Here is a 3,976-nt window from a genome sequence, read left to right on the forward strand (position 1 = left end):
CGAGCAGAGTGACGGTGAGGGAATGCGCGGTGTCGCAGCGAAGACCGCGTTCCTTCCCCCCGACCCGTCCCCCACCCGCCACGGCCGCCACAGCCGCCACCGGTCCGGTGTTCTGCCTCATCCCCATGCCCCCTCCACGAGATTGAACGCGTTCAAAGTAGGGCCCGGCGCCTCCAGCAGTCAATCCCGCGCAGCATGCCGATACGTCGTCAGGCCCGAGCGCTACCCGGGCCGTCCTCGTCCACGACCCCCACGGCGATCCTCCGGTCAGGCATCGAGTGCCTGGCCCTCGCGCCGGACGACCGGCGGTTCCACCGACCACGGGAAGTTGATCCAGTCGTCCGTGCGCTTCCACACGTACTCGCACTTCACGAGCGAGTGCGACTTCTCGTAGATGACGGCGGACCGCACCTCGGCGACGTGACCGAGGCAGAAGTCGTGCACCAGCTTCAGGGTCTTGCCGGTGTCGGCGACATCGTCCGCGATCAGGACCTTCTTGTCGGTGAAGTCGATCGCCGCGGGGACGGGCGCCAGCATGACGGGCATCTCCAGAGTGGTGCCCACACCCGTGTAGAACTCCACGTTCACCAGGTGAATGTTCTTGCAGTCCAGCGCGTACGCCAGACCGCCCGCCACGAACACGCCGCCGCGAGCGATGCTCAGGATGAGGTCGGGTTCGTACCCGTCGTCGGCGATCGTCCGCGCGAGTTCGCGCACCGCCAGGCCGAACTTCTCATAGGTCAGGTTCTCGCGCACATCAGTCACAGCGCACAGTCTCCTCGGCAGCCGGCCCGGCGGCGAACACCGGCACGCCGGGCAAGGCGAGGGAAGCGACGCCCCGCGCGGGCTCCGAGGGCGAGCCACTCGGCCGGTGGAAGACGGGGCCGGTGCGGTTCGCCCTCAGGTCGCCCAGGGCAGCCGTACCGCCTCGACACCGGTGTCGTTCAGCAGGGCCTCGACGAGGGCCGCGGGGCCGGCGACCTTGGTGGCCCACAGGTCGTAGTCGGTGCACAGGACCCATGAGCGGTCCTCGGCCCAGAGGTTGGCGGGGCTGAAGTCGGCCAGATCGGCCTCCGGCACGTCGTAGAGGCTCACGGCGTCGCCGAGCCGCCCCGCCCGCACGTGGAGGTTGTCGAAGTCGACGGCTCCGAGTGTCATCGGGTTGTAGTAGGCGAGGCAGCGGGTGTCCGGGCCCGCGGGGCTGTGCGCGGTGAGGATGTCGATCAGCCGGATCCAGGTCTCGCGGTCCAGGCTGCCCTCGGTGGGTGGGGCGATACCGACCGGCCAGCTGCCGTTCGTCCTGGCCGAGGGAAAGCAGCGGTAGGAGGGCAGCAGGCCGTCGGGGACCACGGGGTCACCGGTGCGCCGGGCCAGGTCCGCCCATCGCAGACGCCGCCAGCCGGGGCCCGGGTGCCGGGAGCGGCCCAGGCCGCCCCCTGTGGTGACGGTGACGTCGTCGAGGTCGATGCCCCCGACGATGTCGCGCGGGGCGCTCCGGTCCGCCACCCGCGCCTGGCGGTACTCGTGGTGCGTGACGGCGCCCGGACCCCGCTCGTGCTCGTACATGGCGTTGAGCACCCAGGCCGCATCGGGCATCGCCGGCGGCATGAACCCCGTCAAGCCGTCGCCGCAGAGCTCGAACAACCAGTCCGTCGCGCCGCACGGCGCGAGGGGCCACAGGCCTGACAACAGGTTCGGTTTCTCGGGCACAGGTTCATCGTCCCAGCCGTGGCCACGGGGCGATGCGGGGGCCCCGGCGACGGCCGCAGGGCAGGCGTTACCCGCTGTCCGACCCGCGTGAGACCATCGTCGATCAACGGTTGTGGGCAATTCACTGAAGTCCGCGAAGGGCGGTAGTTCCTGATGGACGCGACGGAGGCGGCAGAGGCCCGCGTCGAGGAGGCGGGCAGCGTCCTGGTCGCGCCGTCGGTGGTGCACGGTCATGACGTGGTGGCGCGCTTCCTCGGGTCGGTCGTCACACCGGAGGAGCTTGCCTCGGGCGCGGTCGATCTCGCGCGGAGGACCGTCTACCTGTGCGGCGACATCGCCGCGATCAGTGGCCGCCGGCTGCGGGCGGCCGCGCGGGTGTTCGTCGTCCGGGAGCTGTCGCACGGCTACGGCGGGGACGAGGGCGGGGACGTCGAGGCGCCGTGGAGTGTCGTCGGGCTCGGTCGGGTTCCTCTCCGGGTGCACGGTGTCGGCGTGTACTACCCGCGGTTCTTCGAACCCGACGCCGATCACTTCGGGCGGATCCGTGCGGAGCACACGTTCCAGTCGCTGACCGAGTCCACCAAGCCCGGGACGGCCCGTCGCAGCGGGATCTATCTGACGCCGGTCACGCGGGACGGTGACGACCTGCATTTCCGTCTGCTGCGGTGCTCCACGAATCTCTCGGGGCCGACCGAGGGCTTCGGCCCGACCGACACGGGTGTCGTCGAGGCGCTGAACCGCGAGGCCGCCGCCGTGTTCCGCGACCAGGCGCCGCTGAACCACGTCCTCGCCCAGATCTACCACAACTCCGGTGCCACGGACGGGCGCAAGCAGTCCAAGGCCAGGATCTCGGCCCACGCCGACAAGACCAAGGACATGCCCGTCAACGGGATCATGGCCTTCTGCACCTTCTACGACCGGCTCGACGGGCTGCGGCCCCTGGCCCAGGATCCCTTCGACCTCGGGTTGAAGGGTGTCAGCGGGCTGACCAGGCTCCGCTTCCACCTCAAGGACCCGACAGCCGTGCTCAACGGGGTCGCACTACCGCCGCAGTTCACGCTGACCCTCCACCCCGGCTCCGTGTTCCTCGTGCCGCTGTCCACCAACCGCCTCTACACGCACGAGATCCGGCCCTCGTCGTTGGACGCCGAGCTGCTCCCGACCCGCCTGGGGTACGTGGTGCGCTGTTCGAGTGCCGAAGCCGTGCACCGGGACGGCCACACGTTCCTGAAAGCGGCTGGGGACCAGGTGCGGCTGGAGCCGCCCACAGCGGCCGGCATGGACGAACTGCGCCGGCTGTACGCCGAGGAGAACAGGACCTCGTCCTTCATCGACTACGGCGACGGGTTCCGCTTCAGTATGAACACGGGAGACTACCTTGCCCCCCACCCCTAGCATCCCGGACCAGGTCCGCTCGTACGATCTGCCGGCCGACGAGAACCTCTTCGCGGAGCTCTCGGCATCGGCCCACCTGGAGGACACGGGCAAGGGCCGCCAGGGCGCCACGCTCACCCGGATCGACGGGACGGGCGGCGTGCCGCTGGTCCGCACCACCACCCGCTACAGCGGCCCGGCGCAGCGCTTCCGGGCCGTGCACGAGCGGCTGGCACGGCGGATCCGGGAGCGTGCGGGCCTCGCGGTCGGCTTCAACAACGCGCTCATCGAGAGCTGCACGAACGCGTACACCACCATGGGCAGCCATTCCGACCAGGCCCTCGACCTGGCCGACGGGTCGTTCATCGCCGTCTTCTCCTGCTACCGGCACCCCGACGCGGACCCGCCGAGGAAACTGATCGTCGAATCGAAGGGCGCCGGTGACGAGACGTTCGAGGTCCCGCTGCTCCACCACAGTGCGGTCGTGTTCTCCGTCGAGTCGAATCGGCGGCTCCGGCACCGGATCGTCCTGGACGCGCCGGCCCGGACCGCGGACAACCGGTGGCTGGGCGTGACCTTCCGGACGTCGAAGACCCTGCTCCGGTTCGTTGACGGGCAGCCGTACCTGCCGCAGGGCGAGCCCCTGGTGCCGGCCGACGAGGAGCAGCGGCAGGAGTTCTTCCGGCTGCGGCGCCGCGAGAACCGGGAGACGGACTTCGTCCAACCCCTGCTGACGTACACGATCAGTGAGGGCGATCTGATGCCGCCCGTCTGAGGCCGAGGGGCCCGTCCGCCCCTGGCGGTTTCCGGGGGTGGACGGGCCGTCGGCGTTCCCGGGGGCGCGCCGTCAGGGGTGGGCGGTGTGCCAGGCGGTGGTGAAGAGGGTGGGGAG

4 protein-coding genes are annotated in these 3,976 nt (G+C 70.4%); 2 read left to right on the forward strand and 2 right to left on the reverse strand.

Going from position 1 to position 3,976, the window contains the following annotated elements:
* Nucleotides 1-267: 267 nt before the first annotated feature.
* Nucleotides 268-765 (reverse strand): phosphoribosyltransferase, encoded by a 498-nt coding sequence (locus tag VR45_RS40330; protein ID WP_045944951.1) that lies wholly within the window; start codon nt 763-765, stop codon nt 268-270.
* 135 nt (nt 766-900) lie between these two features.
* Nucleotides 901-1,596 carry a hypothetical protein gene (locus VR45_RS40335; protein ID WP_234326657.1) on the reverse strand — a complete coding sequence of 232 codons (696 nt, stop codon included), beginning with the start codon at nt 1,594-1,596 and terminating at the stop codon, nt 901-903.
* 267 nt (nt 1,597-1,863) lie between these two features.
* On the opposite strand from VR45_RS40335, the gene VR45_RS40340 reads away from it, so the two are divergent.
* Together VR45_RS40340 and VR45_RS40345 are read left to right on the forward strand one after the other, a co-directional pair.
* Complete coding sequence (locus tag VR45_RS40340; RefSeq protein ID WP_045944953.1) at nt 1,864-3,105, forward strand: hypothetical protein; 1,242 nt, start codon at nt 1,864-1,866, stop codon at nt 3,103-3,105.
* Nucleotides 3,089-3,859: a hypothetical protein gene (locus VR45_RS40345; protein ID WP_045944954.1), complete on the forward strand. Its 771-nt coding sequence runs from the start codon at nt 3,089-3,091 to the stop codon at nt 3,857-3,859. Before VR45_RS40340 ends, VR45_RS40345 begins: the two co-directional genes overlap by 17 nt.
* The last annotated feature ends 117 nt before the right edge of the window (nt 3,860-3,976 follow it).

It is taken from the genome of Streptomyces sp. NRRL S-495 (genome assembly GCF_000966955.1).
GTDB classification, from domain to species: domain Bacteria; phylum Actinomycetota; class Actinomycetes; order Streptomycetales; family Streptomycetaceae; genus Kitasatospora; species Kitasatospora purpeofusca.